Genomic DNA, 3,688 nt, shown 5'->3' on the forward strand with positions numbered 1-3,688 from the left:
TGATCAGCCCCGACAGGCATTAGACAAGCCGGCGGAAAGGGGGCCCTTTTCCCTTCTTGACGGATTGGCTTATGACCCCGAGGGGCTAGGCGGTGGAGCTGGATGACCTAAAGCGGAACCGCCTTGATCAGCCCCGACAGGCATCAGACAAGCCGGCGGGAAGGGGGCCCTTTTCCCTTCTTGACGGATTGGCTTATGACCCCTGCTACTACAATTGCCTTAACAAAAAAATTCCCGGAATTTGTTTGGAGTTCGACAAATTCCGGGAAGTGACTGGCACCCATTAAGTAGCTGCAGCAGCATTATTCCTTTTTTGGATGGCGTTGACGCCCATGACCACAGTGACAAGTTCCTGATTGCTAAGACATTCTGAGAAGTTCTCTAATTTATAGGCAGGTGTAGAAAAGAACCCGCTTACTCTTTCGAAGCTGCATATGACTGCTCCTTGATCATCCAGGATGGTATACTCTTTGGAAAAGGCTTCTGACTCTATGGAGAAAATTCCTTTTCCTAATGATTGATACTGAAATCTTTTTGTGAAAAAAGCCCATTTCTGTCTCAATTCCCCGATATCTTCGCCTTCCTTGCCTGCGACGACCCAGCGGTTTCCCATAAAGGGAAACTTACCGCTTGCCATGATGCTTCCATCATTGTTCAATACGTCTACACTTGCTGAAAAGGCACTCTTTAAGTCAAGTTCTCCGACTACTTCTTTTTCTGCATTATAAATTTCTGTTCTGCCTGAGGAAAAGAAATTGTCTGCGAAGTACAAAACATCACTCATAATACCCCTCCTGAATTCTTCTTATTAGTTATACGAAAGAGGGATGAGGAAAGTTTCATACCATTACTCGGCTGTTACAACAGCGGATTTTTTCGATTCTTTTTCAGCAATATTCACTGAAGTGATATAGTATGAAGACCCTTTTTCGGCCTCCTTGTCGAAGTAGTTCTTCCTTTCATGCGCTGATACGCTGGCGATATGTTCAAAATCTTCACCCGGAGCTGTTTGTTTGTAGATTCTGTATCCTATGATGTCATCTGCCTGGACAGAATGCCATGAAATAGAACCAAGATCATATTCCACACTTCCTGGTGATTCAGGTTTTGGATACGGCTCTGCTTCTTGTTCTTCAACAAGCTCGGTATAGATTACCAGCCTGTCAGGGTAAAGATGTTCATCATGGTTGAAGGTCCCTGTACACGTTATTAAATTCAAATTTCTTTCTTTATCGGGTCCGAATATTTTTTCAATCGGAGCCTCTTCATCCTTATAGCTTTCTTTTGCTTTAACTTTGAAAGTAAGTTCTTTTCCACTCTCATCGGATACGGTCACTTCCTCCCCGATCTCCATGTTTTTCAGATAGAAGAAAATCGCGGGTCCTTCCTGGCTGTCCACATGGCCGGCAATGACCGCGTTCCCTTCCGCACCTGCCTTGACTCCTCTATCATACCAGCCTGTGATTTCTGTTTCTTCCGGAACTGCCATCTCCCCATTTTCAAGAAGTCCCACAGAAATGACTTCAGTGTCAATATCCATACTTGGAATCTTGATCCGGGCTGGGATAATTCCCTCTTCTTGAATCTCTAGTTCACTTTCCAGCTCGGCTTTTTTCTTTTGTAAAGAGTCAAGAAGAACAAATTCCTCCTCTTGATGTGCCCCTGGCTTAACTGCCTCCTGTATTTCAGAAGCCTTTGTCTCCTCCATTTGTGCAGCCTTCTCCATTTTTGGCGGTGATTGCGGTATGGCCCCCGTGTCTTCCCGGGCAAAAGCCTGATACCCGATGATGCCGGCTGCAGCCAATCCTATCATGGATACAGTCAATCGTTTCTTCATCCATTTTCCCTCCTGTAATATAGGAAAAAGAGGAGAGCTGTGAAACTCCCCTCCCTATTCATTATTGTTGATCAGCAAATTTACTTTTGATCAGATATCCTCCAGCAAGAAGAACTGCTGCAGCAAATGCAATCCATGCTGCCATCGGCATCGGCTTCTCTGCTGCACCGCCCATACCAGTGTTAGGCATTTGGCTTGGCATATCTGATGCTGCAAATTCATCCGGCATCTGTTTTACAATTGCATCTCCCAAGGCCTTCCCGATTCCGAATGTGAAGGCATATCCTTCACGGAAAGTAGCCATGCTGGTTTCATAGTCTTCAGCAACATAACTGTCAAAAGTTTTTACGACTTGATCTTCATGTGTCATAAGGGCATCGACAGCTGCATCTTCAGGCAGGTTTCCTTCGGTTGCGGTTGCAAGGAAAGCGCCAAATTCTTTTGTGAACATTGTCAGGCTTTCACGCGCTTCCTTCGCAGCTGCTTCGTCACCAGCTACTGTTGCGGAAACCAACTCAGCTTGTGCATTGATATGATCGCTTGTCCAAAGTTTCTTGAATTGCATTGCACCCTCTTCGCCATAGATAGACTTGATGGCTGCTGTATATTCTTCCGTGTTCATATCTTCAGCCCAAGTAGCGATATCGTAATCCGGAGCACCGTTCACACCTTTTTGCATGCTCATCGCTGCCAAAGCAAAGTGTTCTGCAGTCAGTTTATTCAGGGTAGAACGTAATTCAGCAGCAGGAGCATCGACTTTCGTGTTTTCAAATTTGTCTGGCATCTGCATGACAATGGCTCCTGACAGCGCTTTACTGATATCGAACATTCTGTCATAGCCTTCCATGAAATTCTCATAATATCCTTTGTAGTCCTCTTCTACATAATCGTCAAACGCTTCGACAACATCATTTTCATGTGCTCTAAGGACTTCCTTTGCTGCATCTTCAGGCAGGTTTCCTTCAGTTGCGGTACTAAGGAATGCAGAGAATTCATTGACGAATTCCGTCACTTCCGCCTCAGCTGCTTTTCTCGCTTCTTCGTCACCGGACTGTGCCGCTTCTACGAAATCATCAGAGTAATCAAGATGGCCTGCGAAAATTTCCTGGAATTTCTTCGCTCCCTCTTCACCGTAGATGGAAGCAATGGCCGGTGTCATATCCAGAGCATTTTGGTTCAATGCATCATAAGCCTGCTTTTCATCCGGTGCATCATTATAATCCTTGACCATTGCATCGACTGCCAATACAAAGTGTTCAGACAATAACTGGTCAAGAGTCGTACGCAAATCCGATGCCGGTGTCACGACTGTCGGCGCCTCCTCTGCCTGGGCCGCTGCCGGGATGATCAATGATAATCCGAGTACTGGTGCTGCAACTTTTTTAAGTAGATTCTTATTCTTCATATGTTTCCATCTCCTCTTTTGTTTTTTTGTATTCTGTTAAGCTAACGTGGCCGTTTCAATCTTGGATCACTTTTTCATAGAAAGTTTTTTAAAAACTATTTCCTCCTTTTTTTACCGTTTTATATTTTCATAGAGCTAACGTGGGTTGTTTCAGTTTGGATCACTTATTTTATTTTTTTTTAACTGTCCTCCTTTTTATTTTCATATTTTCAAAGAGCTAACGAATAGAAACTGAATTCGGATCACCTTTTTTAAAAAAAATTTAAAAATTCAGCACGATATCAAAGCTACCCCTATGGAACTAATCCAAAACACCCCAATGTGCTTTTAGTCCTAATCAAATAAGTTCTTAAGACCCAAAAACCTGAATGAACCAGTCTTTCAGAGCAGTAGAATATTTTTATTCTTTTTCCAATCAACATTAGTTTATTTCTCTTCACATCCTA

Annotated in this window: 3 protein-coding genes; all 3 read right to left on the reverse strand. The window is 43.7% G+C overall.

Going from position 1 to position 3,688, the window contains the following annotated elements:
* Nucleotides 1–283 precede the first annotated feature (283 nt).
* Entirely contained in the window at nucleotides 284–784 is a 501-nt protein-coding gene (locus D3H55_RS23470) for an LURP-one-related/scramblase family protein (protein ID WP_119549749.1), read from the reverse strand.
* Nucleotides 785–847: 63 nt separating this feature from the next.
* Nucleotides 848–1,837, reverse strand: coding sequence for a class F sortase (locus D3H55_RS23475; protein WP_119549750.1), 990 nt, complete (start codon nucleotides 1,835–1,837; stop codon nucleotides 848–850).
* Between the two features lie 61 nt (nucleotides 1,838–1,898).
* Nucleotides 1,899–3,242: a copper amine oxidase gene (locus tag D3H55_RS23480; RefSeq protein WP_119549751.1), complete on the reverse strand. Its 1,344-nt coding sequence runs from the start codon at nucleotides 3,240–3,242 to the stop codon at nucleotides 1,899–1,901.
* Between the last annotated feature and the right edge of the window lie 446 nt (nucleotides 3,243–3,688).

The organism is Bacillus salacetis, from assembly GCF_003581585.1.
In the GTDB taxonomy this organism is placed as follows: domain Bacteria; phylum Bacillota; class Bacilli; order Bacillales; family Bacillaceae_B; genus Rossellomorea; species Rossellomorea salacetis.

Bases quoted from the DNA above. Each gene is read 5' to 3' on its own strand.
- D3H55_RS23475 (WP_119549750.1), bottom strand. From the start codon at position 1,837: ATGAAGAAACGATTGACTGTATCCATGATAGGATTGGCTGCAGCCGGC.
- D3H55_RS23480 (WP_119549751.1), bottom strand. From the start codon at position 3,242: ATGAAGAATAAGAATCTACTTAAAAAAGTTGCAGCACCAGTACTCGGA.
- D3H55_RS23470 (WP_119549749.1), bottom strand. From the start codon at position 784: ATGAGTGATGTTTTGTACTTCGCAGACAATTTCTTTTCCTCAGGCAGA.